Origin of the sequence: Pseudomonas sp. ADAK13, assembly GCF_012935715.1 — a bacterium.
In the GTDB taxonomy this organism is placed as follows: Bacteria; Pseudomonadota; Gammaproteobacteria; order Pseudomonadales; family Pseudomonadaceae; genus Aquipseudomonas.
The window spans coordinates 2,223,944-2,248,074 of sequence record NZ_CP052860.1; the positions used below are offsets into that span (position 1 = coordinate 2,223,944).

The 24,131-nt window shown below is 60.2% G+C and carries 22 protein-coding genes; 11 read left to right on the forward strand and 11 right to left on the reverse strand.

The features are described 5' to 3' along the window. Positions 1 to 44: 44 nt before the first annotated feature. Complete coding sequence (locus tag HKK54_RS10390; protein ID WP_008439566.1) at positions 45 to 1,022, forward strand: NADPH:quinone reductase; 978 nt, start codon at positions 45 to 47, stop codon at positions 1,020 to 1,022. A 140-nt stretch (positions 1,023 to 1,162) separates the two neighbouring features. Here the strand turns inward: HKK54_RS10390 and HKK54_RS10395 are convergent, their stop codons facing one another. The 3 genes from HKK54_RS10395 to HKK54_RS10405 all read right to left on the reverse strand — a co-directional run bounded on the left by HKK54_RS10395 (position 1,163) and on the right by HKK54_RS10405 (position 3,721). After that, a complete protein-coding gene (locus HKK54_RS10395) occupies positions 1,163 to 1,720 on the reverse strand; it encodes an L-threonylcarbamoyladenylate synthase (protein ID WP_003213622.1) in 558 nt (185 codons plus the stop codon). Between the two features lie 54 nt (positions 1,721 to 1,774). Further along, positions 1,775 to 2,869, reverse strand: a complete 1,095-nt coding sequence (gene dprA, locus HKK54_RS10400; RefSeq protein WP_169386741.1) for a DNA-processing protein DprA — start codon at positions 2,867 to 2,869, stop codon at positions 1,775 to 1,777. A 63-nt stretch (positions 2,870 to 2,932) separates the two neighbouring features. Next, a complete protein-coding gene (locus HKK54_RS10405; RefSeq protein WP_169386742.1) occupies positions 2,933 to 3,721 on the reverse strand; it encodes a peptidoglycan-binding protein in 789 nt (262 codons plus the stop codon). 150 nt (positions 3,722 to 3,871) lie between these two features. Here HKK54_RS10405 and def point away from each other — a divergent pair, with 150 nt between their 5' ends. From def to HKK54_RS10430, 5 genes are read left to right on the forward strand one after another with little or no spacing between them, the layout of a single operon-like run. Beyond that, entirely contained in the window at positions 3,872 to 4,378 is a 507-nt protein-coding gene (def, locus tag HKK54_RS10410; protein ID WP_010168531.1) for a peptide deformylase, read from the forward strand. 57 nt (positions 4,379 to 4,435) lie between these two features. Next, positions 4,436 to 5,395: a methionyl-tRNA formyltransferase gene (fmt, locus tag HKK54_RS10415; protein ID WP_169386743.1), complete on the forward strand. Its 960-nt coding sequence runs from the start codon at positions 4,436 to 4,438 to the stop codon at positions 5,393 to 5,395. After that, positions 5,392 to 6,702, forward strand: a complete 1,311-nt coding sequence (gene rsmB, locus HKK54_RS10420; RefSeq protein WP_169386744.1) for a 16S rRNA (cytosine(967)-C(5))-methyltransferase RsmB — start codon at positions 5,392 to 5,394, stop codon at positions 6,700 to 6,702. The genes fmt and rsmB overlap by 4 nt, the downstream gene beginning before the upstream one ends. Before the next feature lie 22 nt (positions 6,703 to 6,724). Continuing rightward, positions 6,725 to 8,098, forward strand: coding sequence for a Trk system potassium transporter TrkA (gene trkA / locus HKK54_RS10425; protein WP_003213611.1), 1,374 nt, complete (start codon positions 6,725 to 6,727; stop codon positions 8,096 to 8,098). 18 nt (positions 8,099 to 8,116) lie between these two features. Beyond that, positions 8,117 to 8,425 carry a tetratricopeptide repeat protein gene (locus tag HKK54_RS10430; protein WP_010168510.1) on the forward strand — a complete coding sequence of 103 codons (309 nt, stop codon included), beginning with the start codon at positions 8,117 to 8,119 and terminating at the stop codon, positions 8,423 to 8,425. Positions 8,426 to 8,505: 80 nt separating this feature from the next. Here HKK54_RS10430 and HKK54_RS10435 read toward each other — a convergent pair whose 3' ends face one another. Both HKK54_RS10435 and HKK54_RS10440 read right to left on the reverse strand, forming a co-directional pair. Further along, the gene (locus tag HKK54_RS10435) at positions 8,506 to 9,393 is read right to left on the reverse strand and encodes a lysophospholipid acyltransferase (RefSeq protein ID WP_003213605.1); all 888 of its coding nucleotides are present in this window, start codon (positions 9,391 to 9,393) and stop codon (positions 8,506 to 8,508) included. Positions 9,394 to 9,433: 40 nt separating this feature from the next. Then, positions 9,434 to 9,991: a DNA-3-methyladenine glycosylase I gene (locus HKK54_RS10440; RefSeq protein ID WP_169386745.1), complete on the reverse strand. Its 558-nt coding sequence runs from the start codon at positions 9,989 to 9,991 to the stop codon at positions 9,434 to 9,436. A gap of 81 nt (positions 9,992 to 10,072) precedes the next feature. Here HKK54_RS10440 and glyQ point away from each other — a divergent pair, with 81 nt between their 5' ends. From glyQ to HKK54_RS10460, 4 genes are all read left to right on the forward strand, one after another. Further along, the gene (gene glyQ / locus HKK54_RS10445; protein ID WP_003213601.1) at positions 10,073 to 11,026 is read left to right on the forward strand and encodes a glycine--tRNA ligase subunit alpha; all 954 of its coding nucleotides are present in this window, start codon (positions 10,073 to 10,075) and stop codon (positions 11,024 to 11,026) included. Next, positions 11,023 to 13,077, forward strand: coding sequence for a glycine--tRNA ligase subunit beta (gene glyS / locus HKK54_RS10450; RefSeq protein WP_010168508.1), 2,055 nt, complete (start codon positions 11,023 to 11,025; stop codon positions 13,075 to 13,077). Before glyQ ends, glyS begins: the two co-directional genes overlap by 4 nt. After that, entirely contained in the window at positions 13,077 to 13,616 is a 540-nt protein-coding gene (gmhB, locus tag HKK54_RS10455) for a D-glycero-beta-D-manno-heptose 1,7-bisphosphate 7-phosphatase (RefSeq protein WP_177324990.1), read from the forward strand. The genes glyS and gmhB overlap by 1 nt, the downstream gene beginning before the upstream one ends. A gap of 84 nt (positions 13,617 to 13,700) precedes the next feature. Further along, the gene (locus HKK54_RS10460) at positions 13,701 to 14,471 is read left to right on the forward strand and encodes a lysophospholipid acyltransferase family protein (protein ID WP_010168506.1); all 771 of its coding nucleotides are present in this window, start codon (positions 13,701 to 13,703) and stop codon (positions 14,469 to 14,471) included. A 180-nt stretch (positions 14,472 to 14,651) separates the two neighbouring features. Here HKK54_RS10460 and HKK54_RS10465 read toward each other — a convergent pair whose 3' ends face one another. The 3 genes from HKK54_RS10465 to HKK54_RS10475 all read right to left on the reverse strand — a co-directional run bounded on the left by HKK54_RS10465 (position 14,652) and on the right by HKK54_RS10475 (position 18,477). Next, positions 14,652 to 16,943, reverse strand: coding sequence for a CHASE2 domain-containing protein (locus tag HKK54_RS10465; protein ID WP_169386746.1), 2,292 nt, complete (start codon positions 16,941 to 16,943; stop codon positions 14,652 to 14,654). 18 nt (positions 16,944 to 16,961) lie between these two features. Further along, a complete protein-coding gene (locus tag HKK54_RS10470) occupies positions 16,962 to 17,957 on the reverse strand; it encodes a FecR family protein (protein ID WP_237151051.1) in 996 nt (331 codons plus the stop codon). 268 nt (positions 17,958 to 18,225) lie between these two features. Continuing rightward, complete coding sequence (locus HKK54_RS10475) at positions 18,226 to 18,477, reverse strand: hypothetical protein (RefSeq protein WP_169386747.1); 252 nt, start codon at positions 18,475 to 18,477, stop codon at positions 18,226 to 18,228. 172 nt (positions 18,478 to 18,649) lie between these two features. Here HKK54_RS10475 and HKK54_RS10480 point away from each other — a divergent pair, with 172 nt between their 5' ends. Next, positions 18,650 to 19,372: a response regulator transcription factor gene (locus tag HKK54_RS10480; protein ID WP_010168499.1), complete on the forward strand. Its 723-nt coding sequence runs from the start codon at positions 18,650 to 18,652 to the stop codon at positions 19,370 to 19,372. Positions 19,373 to 19,468: 96 nt separating this feature from the next. Here the strand turns inward: HKK54_RS10480 and gyrB are convergent, their stop codons facing one another. The 3 genes from gyrB to dnaN are packed head-to-tail and all read right to left on the reverse strand — an operon-like array spanning position 19,469 to position 24,124. Beyond that, positions 19,469 to 21,892: a DNA topoisomerase (ATP-hydrolyzing) subunit B gene (gyrB, locus tag HKK54_RS10485; RefSeq protein ID WP_003213587.1), complete on the reverse strand. Its 2,424-nt coding sequence runs from the start codon at positions 21,890 to 21,892 to the stop codon at positions 19,469 to 19,471. Between the two features lie 4 nt (positions 21,893 to 21,896). After that, entirely contained in the window at positions 21,897 to 23,000 is a 1,104-nt protein-coding gene (gene recF / locus HKK54_RS10490; RefSeq protein ID WP_003213585.1) for a DNA replication/repair protein RecF, read from the reverse strand. Between the two features lie 20 nt (positions 23,001 to 23,020). Next, complete coding sequence (gene dnaN / locus HKK54_RS10495; protein ID WP_003213582.1) at positions 23,021 to 24,124, reverse strand: DNA polymerase III subunit beta; 1,104 nt, start codon at positions 24,122 to 24,124, stop codon at positions 23,021 to 23,023. Positions 24,125 to 24,131: the final 7 nt, after the last annotated feature.

Consider the following 24,131-nt stretch of genomic DNA (forward strand, 5'->3'; position numbering starts at 1 on the left):
GCGAGACAGGGCACTATCGCGAAATTGACTTAAGGAGAGTGCAGATGGCCAAACGTATCCAGTTCCGTGCCCATGGCGGCCCCGAAGTGCTTGAGTATGTGGACTACACCCCGGCCGAACCCGGCCCGCAGCAGGTTCGCGTGCAGAACAAGGCCATTGGCCTGAACTTCATCGACACGTATTTCCGCAGCGGCCTGTATGCACCACCGGCCTTGCCGTCGGGCCTTGGCGCGGAAGGTGCCGGCGTGGTTGATGCGGTGGGCAGCGAAGTCACTCAATTCAAGGTCGGCGATCGCGTGGCCTACGGCAGCGGCCCATTGGGTGCCTACAGCGAATTGCATGTGCTGCCGGCTGCCAACCTGGTGCACCTGCCGGACGATATCAGCTTCGAACAGGCCGCCGGCGCGATGCTCAAGGGCCTGACCGTGCAGTACCTGCTGCGCCAGACCTATGAGTTGAAAGGTGGTGAAACCATTCTGTTCCATGCCGCTGCCGGTGGCGTCGGTTCGCTGGCATGCCAATGGGCCAAGGCGTTGGGCGTGAAGTTGATCGGTACCGTCAGTTCGCCGGAAAAAGCGGCGCTGGCCAAATCCCTCGGCGCCTGGGAAACCATCGACTACAGCAAGGAAAACGTCGCACAACGCGTATTGGAACTGACTGACGGCAAGAAATGCCCGGTGGTGTACGACGGCGTAGGCAAAGACACCTGGCTCACCTCGCTGGACAGCGTGGCGCCACGCGGGCTGGTGGTGAGTTTTGGGAATGCGTCAGGTGCTGTGGATGGGGTCAACCTGGGGATTCTGGCGGCCAAGGGCTCGCTGTATGTCACCCGGCCGACTTTGGCGACCTATGCCAACAACCCGGAAAACCTGCAGGCGATGGCGGATGATCTGTTTTCGATGATCATCAGTGGGAAGCTGCAGATTGATATCAATCAGCGGTTTTCGCTGGGGGATGCGGCGAAGGCGCAGGCAGAGTTGTCGGCGCGGCGCACGACTGGGTCGACCATTCTGTTGCCTTAGGGCTTTAGGTCTCTGGGGCCTGTAAGGGCCTCATCGCGGGCAAGCCCGGCTCCCACTGGAGTCTGCGGTGAACATAAATTTTGTGTTCGCTGAAGATCCGTGTGGGAGCCGGGCCTGCCCGCGATGGCCTCGACTCGGCCTTAAGACGGCCGCACAACCTCGCCCGTCGCCAGATCCCGAATCAGACTCGGGTTCTTGCGCCCCCCCAGATTCCCGCCCAACACCAGATCCACCTGCCCACGGAAATACTGCTCCACACGAATCCGCGTGCGCGCCGCCGGGCGGCCCTGTGGGTTGGCCGAGGTGGAAATCAATGGCCCGACCAGCGAGCACAGATCCCGCACTTGCGGATGATCAGTAACCCGCAACGCCACCGTGTCATGCACGCCGGTAATCCACTCGGGCAACAAGTCCTGATGGGGCACCAGCCACGTATTCGGGCCAGGCCAGGTACTGGCCATGCGGTCCATCCACTCATCGGGAAAGTCTTCGAAGAGAAAATCGAACTGACGGATATTGTCGGCAATCAGGATCAGCCCCTTATCCACAGACCGGCCTTTGATCGCCAGCAAACGATCCACGGCCTCTTCGTTCCAAGGGTCACAGCCCAAGCCCCAGACCGCCTCAGTTGGATAGGCAATCACTGCGCCTGCGCGAATTTCTCGTGCGGCTTCTCGCACACGCCACCTGTTGACCATTGCTCACTCTCCGGACTAAAGCTCTGCGCAGTTTACCGATCTTCGTTACAAAACCTAGCCGCGCGCAAGCCAGCGTCCGCTTTCGCAGATCACCCGGCCCTCCAGTTCCAGCTCCGTGAGGCTGGCCAGCACCTCGGACAAGGCCCGTCCGCTGGCAATCGCCAAGGCTTCACTGGTGTGGGGCGCGGCGTGCAACAGCGCCACCAGCGGGTGAGTGACCGCGATCGGCGCCGGGCGGGATAACGCCTGCCAGCCGCGCAGGTTCTCGAGAATGTGTTCGATGGTTTCCACCAGCACGGCGCCATCGCGAATCAGCTGATGGCAACCTTTGGCGCCAGGGTGATGGATGGAGCCCGGGATGGCGTATACCTCGCGCCCTTGCTCCGCCGCCAACCGCGCAGTGATCAGCGAACCGCTGGCCATGCTGGCCTCCACCACCAGCACGCCCAGGGACAGGCCACTGATAATGCGATTGCGCCGTGGAAAATTGCCGGCCTGGGGCGGGGCGTCCAACGGAAACTCGGAAACCACGGCGCTGCCTTGGGCAATCATCGCCTCGGCCAGGCGACGGTGGCGCTGTGGATAAAAGTTTTCGAGCCCGGTGCCCAACACACCGATTGTATGTCCACCAACATCCAAAGCCGCCTGATGAGCCGCGCCGTCGATACCCAGGGCAAGACCACTGGTGATGACAAAACCGGCACTCGCCAGGCTGCGGGAAAACGCGGCGGCGGTGTCCATTCCTGGCCGGGAGGCACGGCGGCTGCCGACCATCGCCAGCTGCGGTTTTTCCAGAATCGCCGGGTTGCCGGCGACGAATAACAGCGGGGGCGCGTCATCCAGTTCGGCGAGCAACGCGGGGTAGTCAGGTTGGTCCCACATCAGCAAATGCTGGGCCGGACGATCCAGCCAGGCCAGTGCCGCGCTGGCGCCATCGCGTACTTCTTCGCTGCGACGGGCATCGGCGCTGATCATCTTGAGGCCCAGGGAGCGCCAGGCACTGGCCGGTGCACTGATGGCTTTTGACGCAGAACCAAACGCCTCGATGAGTTTTTGAAAGCCCTTGGGACCCAGTTCCGGCAGCCTGTGCAAGCGTAGTCGAGCTTCCAGTTCTGCCGGGGAAATTTCACGGTTATTCGTCGGTAACATTTGATCGTCCTTGATCGGAACAAGCTGTGGATAACTCTGTTGGTAACTTATTTAGCCACCTAATTATTGCCTTCGTTCAGGCACCTCGAAACGGTCCATTACGGCCAGGGACCGCGACGCGTTGAGGACCAAGGCATAACTGAGCTTTTCGTAAGTGCGAAACACCAACAGCGTTCCGGCAGGTTCGTCGGGAATCTTCACCGGAGCGCCGGTTACCCTGTCCCGAACGGTTTCTCCGGCTTTCACCACGGCCAGCAAATGACCTTCCATCAGGCCGTCACGCCGGCCCTTGTTCAACGTGACCGCGTCCAGTACGCCGATCTGCGTCACGCCCCGGGGCACGTCGATGATGCGTCCGGCGATGGCGCGAGCAGGCCACTGCATCACCAGGCTCGCCAGGTCCGTGGGCGCTGGCGGGCGAAGTAATCGGTCGCCGGGGCGCACTTCCTGGGTGACCCGCTGCACACCCAGCGTGCTGACATCGCCTGCGGTCACAAAGCGTGCAGTGCCGATGTCGTCAGCGTTGATGCCCAGCAATTCCTGGCTTTGCGGGTCGGTGTAGACCTTGCCCCGGCGAAAGATCCCGTAGCTTTGGACGGCAGGGTCCAGTGTGCCCCGCGCATAAACACGCTCGCCATTGGCGCCCAGTACCCGGCCGGCATCTGCTGCAACAATATAGGGTGCGTGGTCCAGTTCCTGGGGCGAATCGAGCATGTGGTTGTGCAGTAAAAAGCGCTGGATGGCTTGCTGCGTATGAAGCGCCAGTGGCTGACCGGCCTGTGGAAAGCTCGCAGGAACCTGGGCAACAACGGCCTGGGCCCACAGCAGCAAGACGAGTAGCGATTTCCTCATGGGGTGAATCTCCTTTATTATGTGCATTCGCGTGAAACGCCTTGGCCTTCGCGGCTCTCGGACGTTTTCCCACGGCACTTACACCGGTACAGCAGGGGTCCATCCCCGGCGCCGACTTGCCTTTACCTCACATGTGCAGCAATTACGCTTATGGCTATTTTGAACATCCTCGAATTTCCGGACTCACGCCTGCGCACTATCGCCAAGCCAGTGGCCGTAGTGGACGCCAAGGTTCGTCAGTTGGTCGATGACATGTTTGAAACAATGTATGAAGCCCCGGGTATCGGCCTCGCCGCGACCCAGGTCAACGTGCATCAGCGCGTCGTGGTCATGGACCTGTCCGAAGACCGCAGCGAGCCTCTGGTGTTTATCAACCCTGAGTTCGAAACCCTGACCGACGAGATGGGCCAGTACCAGGAAGGCTGCCTGTCGGTGCCGGACTTCTACGAGAACGTCGACCGTCCCCAGCGCGTCAAGATCAAGGCCTTGGACCGTGACGGTAAGCCGTTCGAAATGATTGCCGAAGGCCTGCTGGCGGTGTGCATCCAACACGAATGCGACCACCTCAACGGCAAACTGTTTGTCGATTATCTGTCCACGCTTAAACGCGACCGGATCAAGAAGAAACTGGAAAAGAAGCATCGCCAGCAAGCTTGATTCCCTTCTTTCAAAGGCTTGCTCCGGCAAGCCTTTTTCTTTTGTGAGACGTTTCCCATGACCGAGCCACTGCGCATCGTTTTTGCCGGCACCCCCGAATTCGCCGCCGAACACCTCAAGGCCCTGCTCGCCAGCCCTTATGAAATCGTGGCGGTCTACACCCAGCCCGATCGCCCGGCCGGTCGTGGGCAAAAACTGATGCCCAGCCCGGTCAAGCAGCTTGCACTTGAGAACAACATTGCGGTGTTGCAGCCGCCGACGCTGCGCAACGCCGATGCCCAGGCTGAATTGGCGGCGTTGAAGCCGGACCTGCTGGTGGTGGTGGCCTACGGCTTGATCCTGCCCCAGGCCGTGCTGGATATCCCGCGTCTGGGCTGCATCAACAGCCACGCCTCATTGCTGCCGCGCTGGCGCGGTGCAGCGCCGATCCAGCGTGCGGTCGAAGCCGGTGACGCCGAAAGCGGCGTGACCGTGATGCGCATGGAGGCCGGCCTGGACACGGGCCCGATGCTGCTGAAAGTCACCACCCCGATCACGGGTGAAGACACTGGCGGCAGCCTGCACGATCGCCTCGCCGAAATGGGCCCGCCAGCTGTAGTCCAGGCCATCGCCGGCCTGGCCGCCGGTACCCTGGAAGGCGAAGTGCAGGACGACAGTCTCGCCACCTATGCCCACAAATTGAACAAGGATGAAGCCCGCATCGACTGGAGCCGCCCAGCCGTGGAGCTGGAGCGCCTGGTGCGTGCCTTCAACCCGTGGCCGATCTGCCACAGCACCCTCAATGGCGAAGCCTTGAAAGTCCTGGCCGCTACCCTGGCCGACGGCAAGGGCGCCCCCGGCGAAATCATCGGCGCCAGCAAGGACGGTCTGCTGGTGGCCTGCGGTGAACAGGCGCTGTGCCTGACCCGTCTGCAATTGCCCGGCGGCAAGGCGCTGAACTTCAGCGATTTGTTCAACAGCCGCCGTGAGAAATTTGCCGTGGGTATCGTCCTCGGCCAAGCGGTGGACGCTCAATGAACCCACGTCTGGCCGCCGCCAAGGCCCTGGCCGCCGTACTCAACGGCAAGGCTTCCCTCAACAGTTCGTTGCCGACCCAACTGGATAAAGTCGAGGACCGTGACCGCGGCTTTACCCAGGACCTGGCCTTCGGCACCGCCCGGTGGCAGCCACGATTGTCCGCGCTGGCGGCCAAGCTGCTGCAGAAACCATTCAAGGCAGCGGACGCCGATGTGGAAGCGTTGCTGCTGGTGGGCCTGTACCAACTGCTCTATACCCGCGTGCCAGCCCACGCCGCCATCGGCGAAACCGTCGGTTGCGCCGACAAGCTGAAAAAGCCCTGGGCCAAGGCCCTGCTCAACGCCGTGCTGCGCCGTGCCCAGCGCGAAAGCGAAGCGCTGCTGGCCGAGCTCGAACATGACCCGGTGGTGCGCACCGCCCACCCGCGCTGGCTGCAAAAATCCTTGAAAGCGTTCTGGCCCGAGCAATGGGAAGCCATTTGTGCCGCCAACAACGCCCACCCGCCAATGATTTTGCGGGTCAATCGCCGTCATCACACCCGCGACGCTTATCTCTCTTTGCTGAGCGAAGCCGGTGTAGCGGCCACGGCCTGTGTCTACAGCCAGGACGGTATCGTTCTTACAGAGCCAGGCGATGTGCGTAACCTGCCAGGCTTCGCCGAAGGCTGGATCAGCGTGCAGGACGAAGCAGCACAACTCGCCGCTGATCTGCTGGACCTGGCCCCGGGCCAACGGGTGCTGGACGCCTGCTGCGCCCCCGGCGGCAAGACCTGCCACATCATGGAAGTGCAGGCGGACCTGGCCGGCGTCGTCGCCGTGGACCTGGAAGCCAAGCGCCTGGTGCGTGTGCGGGAAAACCTCGCCCGCCTGGGCCTGAGCGCCGAGCTGATCGCCGCCGATGGCCGCGACACCGCCACCTGGTGGGACGGCAAGCCGTTCCAGCGCATCCTGCTGGACGCGCCGTGTTCCGCCACCGGCGTGATCCGCCGCCACCCGGACATCAAGCTGACCCGCCAACCTGACGACATCGCAGCGCTTGCCGTGCTGCAAGGTGAGTTGCTGGACGCGCTGTGGCCAACCCTGGAAGTCGGCGGCATCCTGCTGTACGCCACCTGCTCGACACTGCCGACCGAAAACACCGAGGTCATCGACGCCTTCCTCGCCCGCACCAGCGGCGCACGGGAACTGGACCTCGACATCCAGGCCGGGATCAAGCAGCCTCATGGCCGCCAGTTGCTGGCCCAGGAAGGCGGCCACGACGGGTTCTATTACGCCAAGCTGATCAAGATTGCCGCCGCTCGCGGCTGAATGGTTTTAAGGGAGTGACCGGATGAAAATCATCATCCTCGGCGCAGGGCAGGTTGGCGGTACGCTGGCCGAGCATTTGGCCAGCGAAGCCAACGACATCACCGTGGTCGACACCGACGCCGAGCGTCTGCGGGATTTGGGCGACCGCCTGGACATCCGTACCGTACAAGGCCGCGCCTCGTTTCCTACGGTGCTGCGCCAGGCCGGCGCCGACGATGCCGACATGCTGGTGGCAGTCACCAACAGTGACGAGACCAACATGGTCGCCTGTCAGGTCGCCCATACCCTGTTCCACACCCCGACCAAAATCGCCCGGGTGCGTGAGGCGGCTTACCTGACCCGCGCCGGACTGTTCGACAACGACGCGATCCCGGTCGACGTGCTGATCAGCCCGGAACAAGTGGTCACCCACTACATCAAGCGCCTGATCGAACACCCGGGCGCCTTGCAGGTGATCGACTTCGCCGAAGGCAAGGCGCAGCTGGTGGCGGTCAAGGCCTACTACGGCGGGCCGTTGGTGGGCCAGCAACTGCGCCAGTTGCGCGAGCACATGCCCAACGTCGAGACGCGGGTGGCGGCGATCTTCCGTCGCGACCGGCCGATTTTGCCCCAGGGCGATACGGTGATCGAGGCTGACGATGAGGTGTTTTTCATCGCCGCCAAAGCGAACATTCGCGCGGTGATGAGCGAAATGCGCCGTCTGGATGAAACCTACAAACGCATCGTCATCGCCGGCGGCGGGCAGATCGGTGAGCGCTTGGCCGAGGCCATCGAAAGCCGCTATCAGGTGAAGATCATCGAGATGAATCCGGCACGCTGCCGGTATTTGTCCGACACCCTCGACAGCACCGTGGTCCTGCAAGGCAGCGCCTCGGACCGTGACCTGCTGCTGGAAGAAAACATCGCCGACGCCGACATCTTCCTGGCCCTGACCAACGATGACGAAGCCAACATCATGTCGTCGTTGCTGGCCAAGCGGCTGGGGGCGAAGAAGGTGATGACCATCATCAATAACCCGGCCTATGTCGACCTGATCCAGGGCGGCGACATCGACATCGCCATCAGCCCGCAACTGGCGACCATCGGCACCTTGCTGGCCCACGTGCGGCGCGGCGATATCGTCAGCGTGCACTCGTTGCGCCGGGGCGCGGCAGAAGCCATCGAGGCGATCGCCCACGGTGACTCGAAGTCGAGCAAGGTAATAGGCAAGGCGATCCGCGATATTGGCCTGCCGCCGGGCACCACCATTGGCGCAATCATTCGCGATGAAGAAGTGATCATCGCCCACGACGACACGGTGATCGCCACCGGCGACCACGTGATTTTGTTCCTTGTGGATAAAAAACATATCCGCGATGTGGAGAAGCTGTTCCACGTGGGCCTGAGCTTTTTCTGATCAGACGGAGTGACCGACATGCTCGAATCCCTGGAAAAAATGCTCGCCAAGGGTGTGGATAACTCACTGCTGCGGTTTGGCTTGGGCAAGGGTTACCTTGACCTGAAGGACAACGCCAAAGCGGCGGAGCATTTGCAGAAATGTGTCGAGTTCGATCCGAAGTATTCGGCAGCGTGGAAGCTGTTGGGTAAAGCGCAGTTGGGGCAGGGTGATCAGGCTGCGGCTCGGCTGGCATGGGAGCAGGGGATTACAGCGGCCCAGGCCCATGGCGACAAACAGGCCGAAAAAGAAATGACGGTGTTCTTGAAGAAACTCGATCGCGTATAGGCACTGGCTTTTGTAGTGAGCGAGCTTGCCTCGCGCGGGGCAAGCCCGCTCACCACAAAAACATCAGAACAGCTTCAACATCAGTACCACCGCGCCTCACCCGGCGGGCGTTTCTTGAAGCGCTTCATGCTCCACATGTACTGGCTCGGGTAAGCGCCCACATACCGCTCCACCACCTTGCTCATCGCCGCGCATGACGTCGCGGTATCCGTGCTGTACATGTCTTCCGGCGCCGCTTCCAGAATCACTTTGTAGCCCGAGCCATCCGGCAGCCGCAAAGCATGCAGGAACACCCCGACCGCCTTGTGCCCCGCCAACATGTTCGGCACGAACTTGCTGGTCAGCGCCTGGGTAGCAAAGAACGGCACGAATATCCCGGCCGATTCCGCAGGCTCAGGGTCGGCAGGAATGCCCACCTGGCCGCCTTTACGCACTTCCTTGATCACACTGAGGATGCCTTCCTTAGTGGACGCCGCCACGCGGTTACCCAACTGCACCCGTTGCTTGCGCAGCAAGTCATCCACCGCCTTGAGCTTGGGCGGACGGTAGAAAATGATCGGTTTGCACTGGCTGCAATAGAAGTGGTTCAACACTTCCCAGTTGCCCAGGTGGCTGGTGATGCCCACCACGCCTTTACCCGAGGCAAGGGCTTCGTGCAGCACTTCCAGGCCTTCGACTTCGCGTACCAGGTCGATGGAGCGCTGGGCCGGCCAGATCCAGGCGCAGGCACTTTCGGTCAGGGACTTGCCGATGTCCATCAGGCTGCGTCCAACGAGGCGCTCGCGCTCGGCCGGGTCCATGTCCGGGAAGCATTTGGACAGGTTGATCCGCACCGTCTCGCGGGAGCGGTTAGGGGTTTTCCACATGATCCAGCCAATTGCCGAACCGACCGCTTGCACCGCGCGCCAAGGCAGCAGGGCAAACAACCGAAGAGCGCCTACCAGCAAGGCGCCTTTAAACTTTTCCACAGGTCACTCCTGATCGTGTGTGGTGCGCAAAGCGCCCATTCTAACCGGCGTTGGCGAGGTCCGCGTAACGGTCGCAGTCCTGAGTGTGGTCCATGACCATCCCCGAGGCCTGCATGAACGCGTAGCAGATGGTCGGCCCGACGAACGTGAAGCCGGCTTTTTTCAGGGCTTTGCTCATGGCTTCAGCCTCCGGCGTAATGGCCGGGACCTGGCTGCGATCCTTGAAATGATTGACCTTGGGCGCGCCGCCCACAAACGACCAGAGCAACCCCACCGGGTCCTCCAGCGCCAGCCAGGCGGCGGCATTGCGCCGGGTGGCATTGAGTTTCAGGCGGTTACGCACGATGCCCGGATCGAGCATCAGCGCGTCGATCTCGGCGTCGCTCAGTCGGGCCAGACGCTGCGCATCAAAACCGAACAAGACCTTTCGATAATGCTCGCGTTTGCGTAAAACGGTGATCCAGGACAGGCCCGCCTGGAACCCTTCGAGCAAAAGCAACTCGAACAGTCCCTGCGCATCGCGCAGCGGCGTTCCCCACTCCTGATCGTGATAAGCCATGTACAGCGGATCTTCAGAACACCAAAAGCAGCGTGGCATAAGGCTCCAGGGGATGGTGGCGCGGCCGAATCGGGTATACTCCCGCTCTTTAAATCGCAGCCCAAGTAACAGGTGAATTTCGTGAGCCAGCCTACGCCAGCCGTGCGTACCTTCCAAGACTTGATCCTCGCCCTCCAGCAATACTGGGCCGAGCAAGGTTGTGTGGTACTTCAGCCCTACGATATGGAAGTAGGCGCCGGCACTTTCCACACCGCTACCTTCCTGCGGGCCATCGGCCCGGAAACCTGGAACGCCGCTTATGTGCAGCCCAGTCGTCGCCCGACTGACGGCCGCTACGGCGAAAACCCGAACCGCCTGCAGCACTACTACCAGTTCCAGGTGGTGTTGAAGCCGAACCCGGACAACTTCCAGGAGCTGTACCTCGGCTCGCTGAAACACGTCGGCCTGGACCCGCTGGTCCACGACATCCGTTTCGTCGAAGACAACTGGGAATCGCCAACCCTCGGCGCCTGGGGCCTGGGCTGGGAAGTCTGGCTCAACGGCATGGAAGTGACGCAGTTCACTTACTTCCAGCAAGCCGGTGGCATCGAGTGCTACCCGGTAACCGGCGAGATCACCTACGGTCTCGAGCGCCTGGCCATGTACCTGCAAGGCGTGGATTCGGTCTACGACCTGGTGTGGGCTGACGGCCCGTTCGGCAAGGTCACCTATGGCGACGTGTTCCACCAGAACGAAGTGGAGCAGTCCACCTACAACTTCGAACACGCCAACGTCGAGAAGCTGTTCGAACTGTTCGACTTCTATGAGAGCGAAGCCAAGCGCCTGATCGAACTGGATCAGCCGCTGCCGTTGCCGAGCTATGAAATGGTGTTGAAGGCATCCCACACCTTCAACCTGCTGGACGCCCGCCGTGCCATTTCGGTGACCGCGCGCCAGCAATACATCCTGCGTGTACGCACCCTGGCGCGTTCCGTCGCCCAAGCCTATCTGCTGGCGCGCGCCAAGCTGGGCTTCCCGATGGCAACCCCGGACCTGCGTGATGAAGTGTTGGCTAAGCTGGAGGCTGCACAATGAGTGCTCAAGATTTCCTGGTTGAACTGGGCACCGAAGAGCTGCCACCCAAGGCACTCAACACCCTGGCCGACGCATTCCTGGCCGGTATCGAAAAAGGCCTGCAAACCGCTGGCCTGAAGTTCGCCGCAAAGAAGGTCTACGCCGCGCCACGTCGCCTGGCTGTGTTGCTCACCGCGCTGGAAACCCAGCAGCCGGACCGCAGCATCAACCTCGACGGCCCGCCACGCCAGGCCGCCTTCGACGCTGAAGGCAACCCGACTCAAGCCGCCCTTGGTTTCGCCAAGAAGTGTGGCGTCGAGCTGAGCGAGATCGACCAGAGCGGCCCGAAACTGCGTTTCAGCCAGGTCATCACCGGCAAGCCGACTGCCAGCCTGTTGCCGACCATCGTCGAAGATTCCCTGAACGACCTGCCTATTCCCAAGCGCATGCGCTGGGGTGCGCGCAAGGAAGAGTTCGTGCGTCCGACCCAATGGCTGGTGATGCTGCTCGGTGACCAGGTCATCGACTGCACCATCCTCGCCCAGAAGGCCGGCCGTGATTCCCGTGGCCACCGCTTCCACCATCCTGAAGCGGTGCGCATCACCTCGCCCGCCAACTACCTCAATGACCTGCGCGCAGCCTACGTGCTGGCAGATGCCAATGAGCGTCGCGAGCTGATCAGCAAGCGCACCGAAGAGCTGGCACGCCTGCAGGAAGGCACCGCCATCGTGCCGCCAAGCCTGCTGGACGAAGTGACTGCCTTGGTTGAGTGGCCAGTGCCGCTGGTGTGCTCGTTCGAAGAGCGTTTCCTCGACGTGCCGCAAGAAGCGCTGATTACCACCATGCAGGACAACCAGAAGTATTTCTGCCTGCTGGACGTGGACGGCAAGTTGCTGCCGCGCTTCATCACCGTGGCCAACATCGAAAGCAAGGACCCGCAGCAGATCATCGCCGGTAACGAGAAAGTCGTTCGCCCGCGCCTGACTGACGCCGAGTTCTTCTTCAAGCAAGACAAGAAGCAGAAGCTCGAAGACTTCAACCTGCGCCTGCAAAACGTGGTGTTCCAGGAAAAACTCGGCAGCGTCTACGACAAGGCTGTGCGGGTTTCCAAGCTGGCGGCCTACATTGCGCCACGCATTGGTGGCGACGCCGCCTGGGCTGCGCGTGCCGGTCTGCTGTCCAAGTGCGACCTGGCCACCGAGATGGTCGGCGAGTTCCCGGAAATGCAAGGCGTTGCCGGTTACTACTACGCCCTCAATGATGGCGAGCCGCAAGACGTTGCCCTGGCGCTGAACGAGCAGTACATGCCGCGCGGTGCTGGCGCCGAGTTGCCGACCACCCTCACCGGTGCGGCCGTGGCCATCGCGGACAAGCTGGATACCCTCGTCGGCATCTTCGGTATCGGCATGTTGCCTACCGGCAGCAAAGACCCGTATGCCCTGCGCCGTGCGGCCCTGGGCGTGCTGCGCATCCTGATCGACAAAAAGCTCGACCTCGACCTGACCCAGGCCGTGGTGTTTGCTGTCGGCCAGTTCGGTGCCAAGGTCAAGCAAGCAGGCCTGGCCGAGCAAGTACTGGAGTTCGTGTTCGATCGCCTGCGTGCGCGTTACGAAGACGAAGGCGTGGACGTGTCGGTGTACCTGTCGGTGCGTGCCCTGCAACCGGGTTCGGCGCTGGACTTCGACCAACGCGTACAGGCCGTTCAAGCCTTCCGCAAGCTGCCGGAAGCCGATGCACTGGCCGCCGTGAACAAGCGTGTGTCGAACCTGCTGAGCAAGGCCGACAACCTCGGCAATGCCGAAGTCGACCCAGGCCTGTTCGCCGATGCCAAGGAGTTCTCGCTGAACTCGGCCATCGCCAAGGCAGAAAATGCTGTGAAACCGCTGATCGCCGAACGCAACTACGCCGAAGCACTGGCGCGCCTGGCCACCTTGCGTGAGCCGGTGGATGCGTTCTTCGAAGCGGTGATGATCAATGCCGAAGACGCGGGCGTGCGGAAAAACCGCTACGCCATGCTGGCGCGTCTGCGTGGCCTGTTCATCAATATCGCTGACATTTCCGTACTGGGCTGATCATGTTCAAACTGCTGATTCTCGATCGGGACGGAGTGATCAATTACGACTCCGACGCTTACATCAAATCGGTGGCGGAATGGATTCCGTTACCCGGCTCGATCGAGGCCATCGCGCAGTTGAGCAAAGCGGGCTGGACGGTGGCCATCGCCACCAACCAGTCCGGCATCGCCCGCGGCTACTACGACATCGCCACCCTCGACGCCATGCACGCGCGCCTGCGCACGCTGGTGGCCGAGCAGGGCGGTGAAGTAGGGCTGGTGGTGTATTGCCCCCACGGCCCGGATGAAGGCTGCGATTGCCGCAAGCCCAAACCGGGTATGCTTAAAACTATTGCTGAACATTACAACGTGCCATTGGCTGGGCTATGGTTTGTCGGGGACAGCCTCGGTGACCTGGAAGCCGCCAAAGCCGTCGACTCTCAGCCAGTTTTGGTAAAAACCGGGAAAGGCGAAAAGACCCAGGCTAAAACCCTGCCGGTAGGCACCTTGATTTTTGACGATCTGGCGGCGGTTGCCGCAGAACTTATCAACAACTAGCAGCCCTTCTGACTTCCTGACCAAGGACTGTTCGGGAGCGCGCTTTTAACAGGCGGGCGTTGTCCCGCAACGGTAAATGCCGCCATGTCGATTTTGCAGGCCATCAGAACCTTCTTCTTTTACCTGCTGCTGGGCACCAGTTCTTTTCTCTGGTGCACCCTGAGCTTTTTTATCGCGCCTTTTCTGCCGTTCAAGGCGCGCTATCGTTTCATCAACGTCTTTTGGTGTAACTGCGCGTTGTGGTTGACCAAGGTGTTCCTGAACATCCGTTTCGAGATCAAGGGCGCCGAAAACGTCCCGGACCAGCCTTGCGTGATTCTGTCGAACCACCAGAGCACCTGGGAGACCTTCTTCCTGTCTGCGTACTTCTCGCCCCTGAGCCAGGTGCTCAAGCGCGAGCTGCTGTACGTGCCGTTCTTTGGCTGGGCCATGGCCATGCTGCGACCGATCGCCATCGACCGCGACAACCCCAAGGCTGCGCTCAAGCATGTGGCGAAGAAAGGCGACGAGCTGCTCAAGGATGGCGTCTGGGTGCTGATCTTCCCGGAAGGTACGCGGGTGCCCTACGGCACTGTGGGCAAGTTCTCACGCGGCGGTACGGCCTTGGCGGTGAACGCCGGCCTGCCGGTGCTGCCGATTGCCCACAACGCCGGCAAATTCTGGCCAAAGACGGGCTGGGCCAAGCGTGAAGGCACCATCACCGTGGTCATTGGCGAACCGATGTATGCCGAAGGCGAAGGCCCACGCGCGATTGCAGCGCTGAACGACCGTGCCCAGGCATGGAATGAAGCGCAACAACGGGCCATGGGTTCACTGCCGCCGGAGCCGGTTGTGGTCGACACGCCGGTGATTTGAGTTTCTGTGGATAACCTGTGTACGGTTTGTTGGCGAATTACGCTTTTTGGTTCATAGGCATCTGATTTACTTACATATTTCCCAAGCTCATAAAACAGCGGAAAAGGTGCATAAGTTTTTTCCGCATTAAAAAACCGGTCCTTGAGACCGGTTTTTTATGCACAGGTAAAAAGCCGCGGTTCACTCGCTCCACAACGGCAGTTGAAGGATGAAGGTCGTACCTTTGTCCACCACACTTTCGCAGCCAATCCGCCCACCATGGCGATCCACGACGGCCTTGACCATGGTCAGCCCCAATCCCAATCCCTCACTGCCCTGAGCTGACGCGAAGCGCCGATATTGGCCAAAGAGTTCGGGCAGGTCCTGCGGCGCGATGCCTCGGCCCTGGTCGCTGATACGGCATTCCAACCGGTCTTCACTGCGGGTCAGGCTCAATCTGACGGTGGTACCCGAGGGGCTGTATTTGACCGCGTTTTCCAACAGGTTGAACAAGGCACGGGTGAGCAGCGATTGATCCGCCCAGACCATCTCGTCGCCGTCTTCATCCAGGTCGTGGACCAACTGTATGCCTTTCAACTGGGCATGCACCGCCACTTGATCAAAGGCATCCAGCACCAGCATGGCAAACAGGCTGGGTTGGAATTGGTAGCCATCAGATTCGGCTTTCGCCAGTTGCACGAAGGATTCGGTGAGGTTCAAGGCACGACGGACTTGTTGCTCGATCTGGGTAAATATTGGCGCGGCGCTGTCCTGGACATCCAACAAGGCGAGGATCGCCGAATGCGGCGCACGCAGGTCATGGGACAGAAAGCGCAGCAGGGTTTCCCGTTGCTGCTGTGCGTCGCGCTCAATGCTCAGGTCTGTGAGGCTTAGCAGCCAGCCCAGAGCCACGTCACCGTCTGCCGGTAGCAGTGGGGCCAGGTCGAGGCGTAGGCTGCGATTCAGGGTGTCACGAAACTCGACGATGTCCAGCGCCGACAGGGCAGGGCGAACGCCATTCTGCAGCGGTGGATAACCCAACGCCGCAAGCTGCTCCAACAGGTTTTCAGCCGCCAGTTCTCTGCCGAACACATCACGCGCGATCCGGTTGGCCAGCAGGATATTGCCCTTGGGGTCGGTAATCAGGGTCGCTACCGGCAAGCACTCCAGGCCATCCGCCATAAAGCGCCGGGTGTCCCGGGTACGGCTGACCGCCTGTTCCAGGGCAAAGATCCGTCCCTGCAATACATCGCCCTGGCTGGCGGGCGCTCTACGGCGCTCCGGGAGCACTTTGGGTTCGTTGTCCAGGCGTGCCAGCTCCCAGCCGAAGTAGGCCAGGATCACGCTCAGGCGCCGCCAGTTCCAGATCAGGTAACTGAGCAGCATGCCGATCAGGCACGCCGCCGGTGACCACCAATGGCCCAGGCGCAGCAGGCCCCATGAACCGAGGAGTGCGGCCCCCATGCAACCGAGGGTCAGCCACAGGGCATAACGCGGGCGAAACAACAGCAAGCCCAATAGCAGCGCGACCATCGCAGTGGCCAGCAGCGTCGCCCTCCATGCGGGCAGGTCAACGATGCTGCGCCCTTGCAGCAAGCCGTTGAGGATATTGGCCTGGATCTCCACACCCGGCGTGGTGCCGACGCTGGCCGACAGCGGCGTAACATAACGGTCGCCCATGCCCGGCGCAGTGGCGCCGATCAGGATCAAGCGGTTGCGCAGCAACTCCGGCGGCACGTCACCGCGTAATACGCTGATATACGGCACGCTGGGAAAACCGGCATGGCTCGCGATGAAAGGTATTCGAATGGCATTTTCCCGCTGCCAGTGGGTGCTGTCCGACGGACCAGGCGCCCCCGGCATTACGGATTGCTGGCCGCTCAGTTCAAACGCCAACCAGGCCAGTTGGGGTGCCATATTGCCGGGCGGGCCTTCACGCAAATACAGGCTTCGAACGATACCGTCGCTGTCTGCCTCAACGTTGATATGGCCAACACTCCTGGCGCAATCACGCAGGGGTAGCACGGGCAGTATTTGTGCAACCGGTTGGCCGTAGCGGGGCGTGCCTTCGCGAATCAAGGGCAGCAGGACAGTGCCAGCGTTGCACATGGCCTCGGCCAGCCTTAAGTCATTGGCCGGTTCCCGGGCGGGCTCACTGAAGATCACATCGAACAGAATGCCCGCAGGCTTGGCGGCACTTAGCCGATCCAGCAGGTCGGCATGGACGCGCCGGGACCACGGCCATTGGCCGAGTTCTTTCAGGCTCCGGTCATCGATCGTCACCAGCAGGATGCGCGGATCCACCGGCAACGGCGCCAAGCGCCGAAGGCTGTCATACAGCAGATTATTGAGGGCCAGGCCCGGGCTCAGTGACAAAAAGGCTGTGATGGGCAGCAGCAACAGGCTGACCCAAAGCCATTCGCGTACCAGGCCATTGAACAGCCGCTGCGCCTGAGTCGGTTGGCGCTTTTCAGCCCTGCGCCACAGCCTCACCAGTGCGCTTCCGAAGCGCTACTGCACACGCGTCGCGGGCGGGTAATAGAAGATGTCATAGACGCCGGTTTCTCCCTCCAGCCCATGTTCATCATAGGCCGACAAACGTACGTGATAGAACGATGCTTTCAGCCCAGTGAAGCGCATTTGTGGCGTGTCGGAGAAGTTTTCCTGCTTGATGTTCAGGAACTCCTTATCGGTCGCGACCTGGGCCCTGTAACGTTGGGCACCGGCCAAGGGACGCAGGAACAGGGTCCATACCGGCGCATCGCCCTTCTGGCCGTCCTGGCCGACCAACCGTGGTGCATTAAGCAGTTCCACGGGTTTGAGTTCGCCCTGCTTCTTGAACGCCAGCCCCTGTCGCGCGCCGACTTTCACTTCGCCAGCAACCGGCCCGGTTATAGCCTTCTTCTTGATGGGCCGTGGGGTCGGCGGAGCGTCATCACGATTGACCGCCACTTGCCCATTGAGCACTTCCACCAGCGATTGTTCGCCATCGTTGCGCACACGGAAATGCGTGCCGCGCACACCCAGGACGCCTACCGGGGTCATGATCTGGAAACGGTCATAGTCGCTGGCACGCTTGATCACGTACGCCTCGACCTGACCTTCTTCAAGGATCACCTGGGGAATGGATTGTTCTTCGACCAGGTGCAATCGGACCTGGGAACTGGATGGCAAGACGATCCGCGAACCGTCCCCCAGCAACAGGCTGACAAACGCGCCCGGTGAGGTTTTCACGCTCTCTTGTTCATCGATGACCATACCTTCTTCCAGGTCGGTGGACACGCCCTTGGCATCCAGCTTCCAGGCTTCGCCGGTCAGGTGCTGCACCACCGCCGGCAGAGGCTGCGCGCGGCACATCTGCTTGTCATCGATATAGGGTGCGCGGGGAGGGGCGGGACGCGCCAAGGCCGGCAGACTCACTACGCCAAGCGTAACGATCAAGCCAGAACCCAACAGGGTAGAAACGGCAAAGCGGAGTCGGCAGGGGAAAAAGGTCATGGCGCTCATCAAGATTCTAGTTCTAATGGGTCATCAGAAAGCACGTTCAGGAAGCGTCTTGCAGCGAGAAGACCTTGAGTACCGTCTACGATACTCGATGAGGTATCGCCGTCGATAGCCGAAATGTCTGGGGAGTGGGATCCATACTGAAGATGACACGTCCCTGTGTCGGAGCAATTCCATCGCTCCAATCCGTGTGTCATCCAGCGAGAGCGAATTTACCTACAACGAAGGTGCATCGGATCGATTCGCAACATTTGTTCAGATTTGGCGGTACTTAAAATACCCAGCGTTGGGTCTGCTGATGTTCGCTGAGTTGCTGCATCGGCGAGCTGGCGAAGCCCATGCCATCACCGGACTCACTCAGGGTTTGACGCTCCTCGAACGGTATAGGGGCCACCGGCTTGGATGCACCGACCGTTTCCGTCCCCAGGGTTGCCGCCATGACCACCAACACCATCCGGCCCCATACATTAACCTTCTGCAGAACACTCACTCGTCTCGAAACAGCATAAAACCAGATTGCCATTGATCCTTTTCCTGAAGGTCTCGAGCCGGTATCTTCCCAGCTTGGGTATTGACGATTTCCAATGGCTTACGGCCATTTGATATCAGCGTACCGAGAGATTCATAGGGTCTGAGAATCTGACCATAATTGTTCAGATTCAAGTCCCCGTTTTTAAACAAGAAAGGACCCTGCCATGCGTGTCGCAATACTGGATGACGAACCTGCTGAACTGCGGCGGGTGGAACAGACACTGCGACAAATCCCCAGCGCTGCGGATCAGCCATGGACCCTGCACTGCTTTGAGCGTGGAGAAGACCTGCTGCGCCAACTGCGCCGGGAAACCTTTGACCTGCTGATCCTCGACTGGCAACTGCCCGACCTCAGCGGCCTGGCATTGCTGCGCTGGACCCGCGAGCACATGGAAGTACCACCTGCCGCCATCATGCTCACCAGCCGCGATGCCGAGAGTGATATCGTCCAGGCGTTGAACAGTGGCGCGGATGATTACGTCAGCAAGCCGTTTCGTCCCAACGAGTTGAAGGCACGGGTCAATGCTGTGCTGCGCCGTCACGGACTGCAAAAGTCCGCGGCCAGCGAAGTGCTGACCTTCAACGACCTGACTTTTGATGATGCTGAACTCACGGTGAGCAGGGCAGGGAAACCCATCAGCCTGACGGAACGCGAATATCGCCTGGCTCGGTGCCTGTTCGAGAACCTGGCCCGGCCGCTGTCTCGGGAATATCTGTATGAGCGGTTCTGGACCCACGAAGAAATGGTGTCGTCACGGCCGCTGGATACGCATATTTATCGGCTGCGAAACAAGCTGGGACTGACGGCGGATCGAGGTTGGCAGTTACTGACAATCTATGGGTATGGGTACCGATTGGAGAGCGTGACAGCAGCATCCGACGAGTGAGATGTTCCACGTGGAGCATTTATAAAACCCCATATTCCACCCAATAAAAAAGGCCAACGCTAAGCGTTGGCCTTTTTGTTTTGAGCTACAACCTGATCAGAAGTCCAGGTTGGACACCGCCAAGGCGTTGCTCTCGATGAAGTCACGACGAGGCTCGACCGCATCACCCATCAGGGTATTGAAGATCTGGTCCGCGCCAATGGCGTCTTCGATGGTCACACGCAGCATGCGACGCTGAGCTGGGTCCATGGTGGTTTCCCACAGCTGATCCGGGTTCATTTCGCCCAGACCTTTGTATCGCTGAATGGTGTGACGCTTGGTGCTTTCTGCCATCAACCAGTCCAGGGCTTCCTTGAACTCTTTGACGGCTTTCTTACGTTCGCCACGCTGAATGTAGGCACCGTCGTCCAGCAGGGTGCTCAGTTGCGCGCCGAGGGTCACAACCGTCTTGTAGTCGTTGCTGCCGAAGAAGTCGCGGTTGAAGGTGACGTAGTTCGACAGGCCGTGGGAGATCAGTTCGACCTCTGGCAGCCAGACGTTACGTTCACGGTCTTCACGCAGGCTGGCTTTGTAGACCAACCCGGATTTTTCGACAGTACGCAGACGGACTTCGTACTGGGCTAACCAAGCCTGCATATGGGCATGATCACCCAACTGTTCCAGGCTGACGGATGGCAGGTAGATGAAGTGCTCGGTCAGTTCCTGAGGGTACAGGCGCGACAAACGCTTGAGGGTCTTCATCACCATGCGGAAGTCGTTTACCAGGCGCTCCAACGCTTCACCGGAGATGCCCGGGGCTTCGTCGTTCAAGTGCAGGCTTGCATCTTCCAGGGCCGACTGCGTCATGTACTCTTCCATGGCGTCGTCGTCTTTGATGTATTGCTCTTGCTTGCCCTTTTTCACTTTGTACAGCGGCGGCTGGGCGATGTAGATGTAGCCACGCTCGATCAGCTCCGGCAACTGACGGAAGAAGAACGTCAACAGCAGGGTACGGATGTGCGAACCGTCGACGTCAGCATCGGTCATGATGATGATGTTGTGGTAGCGCAGCTTGTCGATGTTGTACTCATCGCGGCCGATGCCACAGCCGAGGGCGGTGATCAAGGTGCCGACTTCCTGCGAGGAAATCATCTTGTCGAAACGGGCCTTCTCGACGTTGAGGATCTTACCCTTCAACGGCAGGATGGCCTGGGTGCGACGGTTACGACCCTGCTTGGCGGAACCGCCAGCAGAGTCACCTTCCACCAGGTACAGTTCGGAGAGGGCAGGGTCTTTCTCCTGGCAGTCAGCCAGTTTGCCCGGCAAGCCAGCGATATCCAGCGCGCCTTTACGACGGGTCATCTCACGGGCTTTACGCGCCGCTTCACGAGCCCGCGCCGCGTCGATCATCTTGCCGACGACCAGCTTGGCTTCGTTCGGGTTTTCCAACAGGAAGTCGGAGAAGTACTTGCCCATTTCCTGTTCAACTGCGGTCTTCACTTCGGAAGACACCAGCTTGTCTTTGGTCTGGGAACTGAACTTCGGATCCGGAACCTTGACCGAAATAATGGCGGTCAGGCCTTCACGGGCATCATCACCGGTAGTGGCGACTTTGTGCTTCTTCGCCAGGCCTTCCGCTTCGATGTAGGTGTTCAGGTTACGCGTCAGTGCAGAACGGAAGCCCACCAGGTGAGTACCGCCATCGCGCTGAGGAATGTTGTTGGTGAAGCACAACAGGTTCTCGTTGAAGCTGTCATTCCACTGCAGGGCGATTTCCACGCCGATGCCGTCTTCACGCTGGATGTTGAAGTGGAACACCTGGTTGACCGCAGTCTTGTTGGTGTTCAGGTATTCAACGAACGCACGCAGGCCACCTTCGTACTTGAACAGCTCTTCCTTACCGCTGCGCTCGTCCTTGAGGACGATACCCACACCGGAGTTGAGGAAAGACAGCTCACGAATCCGCTTGGCCAGGATGTCCCAGCTGAAGTGGATGTTCTTGAAGGTTTCAGCCGAAGGCTTGAAGTGAATCTGAGTACCGGTGCTTTCGCTGTCACCGACGATTTTCATCGGCTCTTGTGGAACACCGTGGACGTACGTCTGTTCCCAGATTTTGCCGCTACGGCGTACCGTCAGGATCAGTTCTTCGGAGAGGGCGTTTACTACCGAAACACCTACACCGTGCAAACCGCCGGATACTTTATAAGAGTTGTCGTCGAACTTACCGCCGGCGTGGAGCACGGTCATGATGACCTCTGCCGCCGAAACGCCTTCTTCTTTATGCACATCGACCGGAATGCCGCGACCGTTGTCGCGTACGGTGATGGATTCGTCCGGGTGGATGATGATGCTGATGTCGTCGCAGTGACCGGCCAAAGCTTCGTCGATCGAGTTATCGACCACCTCGAACACCATGTGGTGCAGACCGCTGCCATCATCGGTATCACCGATGTACATACCGGGACGTTTGCGTACGGCATCCAAACCTTTAAGCACTTTAATGCTGGTCGAGTCGTACGTATTCGTATTTTCTTCGCTCATGCCTTCACTCCCGATGGTCGTGGGTCTGGGTGATACGGCCTTGTTCCACGTGGAACAAAGCGACTGGCGTTTCCGTCTGCCAGCCTTCCCTCAATAATTCGTGGTCTACACAGGTGATAAACACCTGGCAGCGTAAGTCTTCCAACAAGCGGCATAGCGCGCGGCGGTGCTGCTCGTCCAGTTCGGACGGCAAGTCATCCACCAGATAAATACATTGCCCACGCCGGGCCTGGCTAACCAGATGCCCCTGGGCGATACGCAGGGCGCAGACCACCAACTTCTGCTGACCGCGGGACAAGATGTCCGCGGCATTATGTGCGCCCAATCTAAGGCGCAAATCAGCCCGTTGTGGTCCGGCCTGGGTGTGACCAATTTGCTGATCCCGTTGCAAGGACGTCGCGAGCACTGCACTCAGTTCCCGGTCTTTGTCCCAACCACGGTAGTAGCTCAAGGTCAGCCCCTCGAGTTCAAGCAACTCGCTCAAGGTCTGCTCAAAGACTGGTTTCAAGGCTTTGATATAGGCGCGGCGGTATTCATCTATTTCAGCGCTGGCCAGGCACAGTTCCCGGTCCCAAGCAGCTTGCGAAGCGGCGTCAAGTGTACCATGCCGCAGCCATGAGTTCCGCTGCCGCAGGGCCTTCTGCAGGCGCTGCCAAGTGGCCATGAAACGCGGTTCCACGTGGAACACTCCCCAATCGAGGAACTGCCTGCGGATTTTTGGTGCGCCTTCCAGCAGCCGGAAGCTGTCTGGGTTGATCAGTTGCAGTGGCAGGATTTCCGCCAGTTGGGCAGCACTGCGAGCATTTTGCCCGTCGATGCGGATTTGAAACTCTCCCTGCCGGTCTCGAGATATCCCCAGGCTGCTATGACCACCTTCCGCCAATTCGACTTGGCCAAATACCGTGCACGCCAGTTGTTCGTACTGAATCACCGGTAACAGGCGAGCACTGCGAAAGGAACGGGCGAGCCCCAGCAAGTGAATGGCTTCCAGCACACTGGTTTTGCCACTGCCGTTGGCGCCGTGGAGGATGTTGATGCGGGGGGAGGGGGAGAAGGTCACCGGATGCAAATTGCGCACCGCGGTGACCGAGACGCGACTGAGGGACATCTAGCTTCTGCTGAACATGGTTACAGGCGCATCGGCATGACAACGTAAGCCGAGTCATCGTTGTCGGATTCTTGTACAAGGGCGCTGCTGTTGGAGTCGGACAGGATCAGACGAACCTGTTCGGTGGTCATCACACCCAGCACGTCCAACAAGTAGCTGACGTTGAAGCCGATTTCCAGGTTGCCACCGTTGTAGTCGACGCCCACTTCTTCTTCCGCTTCTTCCTGCTCCGGGTTGTTCGCCTGGATTTTCAGTTGGCCGTTGGCCAATTGCAGACGAATACCGCGGTATTTCTCGTTGGAAAGAATGGCGGTACGGCTGAACGCTTCGCGCAGGGCCTGACGATCACCGATCACCAGCTTGTCGCCGCCTTTAGGCAGTACGCGCTCGTAATCCGGGAATTTGCCGTCAACCAGCTTGGACGTGAAGGTAAACTCGCCAGTGGTCGCGCGGATGTGGTGCTGGCCCAATACGATACTGACATTGCCGTCCGGCTCGGTCAGCAGACGCGCCAGTTCCAGAATACCTTTACGCGGCACGATGACCTGGTGGCGATCCGGTTGTCCGATATCGGCCTTCATCGAGCACATGGCCAGACGGTGACCGTCGGTGGCTACAGCACGGATGATGCCTTCGGAGACTTCCAGCAGCATGCCGTTCAAGTAGTAACGCACGTCCTGCTGGGCCATGGCGAAGCTGGTGCGCTCGATCAAGCGGCGCAGCCGGCTTTGTTCCAAGCTGCAGGTGAGCGAGCCAGGACCTTCTTCCACGGTCGGGAAGTCGTTGGCGGGCAAGGTCGACAGGGTGAAACGGCTGCGACCAGCCTTGACCACCAGCTTCTGCTCATCAACCTTGATATCGATCAGCGCGTCGTTGGGCAGGCTTTTGCAGATGTCCATCAGCTTGCGCGCCGGCACGGTGATCTCGCCGGGCTCGGCGGGTTCTTCCAGCTGGACACGACCGACCAGTTCGACTTCCAGGTCGGTACCGGTCAAGGACAGTTGCTGGCCTTCTACAACCAGCAATACGTTGGAAAGCACCGGCAAGGTCTGTCGGCGCTCGACGACGCCTGCGACCAGTTGCAGGGGTTTCAACAGGGCTTCGCGTTGAATGGTGAAATGCATGGTCTAG

Excerpts from the sequence above, each read along its gene's own strand:
- dprA (WP_169386741.1), bottom strand. The coding sequence starts at position 2,869 with ATGTTACCGACGAATAACCGTGAAATTTCCCCGGCAGAACTGGAAGCT.
- HKK54_RS10395 (WP_003213622.1), bottom strand. The coding sequence starts at position 1,720 with ATGGTCAACAGGTGGCGTGTGCGAGAAGCCGCACGAGAAATTCGCGCA.
- rsmB (WP_169386744.1), top strand. The coding sequence starts at position 5,392 with ATGAACCCACGTCTGGCCGCCGCCAAGGCCCTGGCCGCCGTACTCAAC.
- HKK54_RS10460 (WP_010168506.1), top strand. The coding sequence starts at position 13,701 with ATGTCGATTTTGCAGGCCATCAGAACCTTCTTCTTTTACCTGCTGCTG.
- glyS (WP_010168508.1), top strand. The coding sequence starts at position 11,023 with ATGAGTGCTCAAGATTTCCTGGTTGAACTGGGCACCGAAGAGCTGCCA.
- gyrB (WP_003213587.1), bottom strand. The coding sequence starts at position 21,892 with ATGAGCGAAGAAAATACGAATACGTACGACTCGACCAGCATTAAAGTG.
- HKK54_RS10480 (WP_010168499.1), top strand. The coding sequence starts at position 18,650 with ATGCGTGTCGCAATACTGGATGACGAACCTGCTGAACTGCGGCGGGTG.
- HKK54_RS10405 (WP_169386742.1), bottom strand. The coding sequence starts at position 3,721 with ATGAGGAAATCGCTACTCGTCTTGCTGCTGTGGGCCCAGGCCGTTGTT.
- HKK54_RS10390 (WP_008439566.1), top strand. The coding sequence starts at position 45 with ATGGCCAAACGTATCCAGTTCCGTGCCCATGGCGGCCCCGAAGTGCTT.
- dnaN (WP_003213582.1), bottom strand. The coding sequence starts at position 24,124 with ATGCATTTCACCATTCAACGCGAAGCCCTGTTGAAACCCCTGCAACTG.
- HKK54_RS10430 (WP_010168510.1), top strand. The coding sequence starts at position 8,117 with ATGCTCGAATCCCTGGAAAAAATGCTCGCCAAGGGTGTGGATAACTCA.
- trkA (WP_003213611.1), top strand. The coding sequence starts at position 6,725 with ATGAAAATCATCATCCTCGGCGCAGGGCAGGTTGGCGGTACGCTGGCC.
- HKK54_RS10475 (WP_169386747.1), bottom strand. The coding sequence starts at position 18,477 with ATGGCAATCTGGTTTTATGCTGTTTCGAGACGAGTGAGTGTTCTGCAG.
- HKK54_RS10440 (WP_169386745.1), bottom strand. The coding sequence starts at position 9,991 with ATGCCACGCTGCTTTTGGTGTTCTGAAGATCCGCTGTACATGGCTTAT.
- fmt (WP_169386743.1), top strand. The coding sequence starts at position 4,436 with ATGACCGAGCCACTGCGCATCGTTTTTGCCGGCACCCCCGAATTCGCC.
- HKK54_RS10470 (WP_237151051.1), bottom strand. The coding sequence starts at position 17,957 with ATGAGCGCCATGACCTTTTTCCCCTGCCGACTCCGCTTTGCCGTTTCT.
- recF (WP_003213585.1), bottom strand. The coding sequence starts at position 23,000 with ATGTCCCTCAGTCGCGTCTCGGTCACCGCGGTGCGCAATTTGCATCCG.
- def (WP_010168531.1), top strand. The coding sequence starts at position 3,872 with ATGGCTATTTTGAACATCCTCGAATTTCCGGACTCACGCCTGCGCACT.